At 66.5% G+C, this 260-nt stretch carries 1 pseudogene; it reads right to left on the bottom strand.

Features of this window, described 5'->3' with window-relative positions:
* Window positions 1–260: pseudogene (locus tag AAHB08_RS21115) on the bottom strand (type VI secretion system tip protein VgrG); the annotation flags it as partial.

Here is a 260-nt window from a genome sequence, read left to right as displayed (position 1 = left end):
ATGCGCGGGATGGCCATCATGCCGTATTGACCCCCCGCCCAGCCCTGGCTGACTCGCACCCAGCAGGAGCTCTGGTCGTTGGAGCTGCCATAGCGGTCCCAGGGGAATTGCAGCTTCACCCGGCCGTGCTCGTCGCAGTAAATCTCCTCCCCCTCCGGGCCCACCACCATGGCAATTTGCGGGCCATCCACCATGGGCCTGCCAGGCGCTTCCGGGCTGCCAATACGGGCCCGCCAGGTAGTGCTCGCTTTCACCACCCC

The organism is Aeromonas sp. OTU364 (assembly GCF_038440395.1).
Taxonomy (GTDB): domain Bacteria; phylum Pseudomonadota; class Gammaproteobacteria; order Enterobacterales; family Aeromonadaceae; genus Aeromonas.
This window is presented reverse-complemented; position numbering and strand designations above follow the sequence as displayed.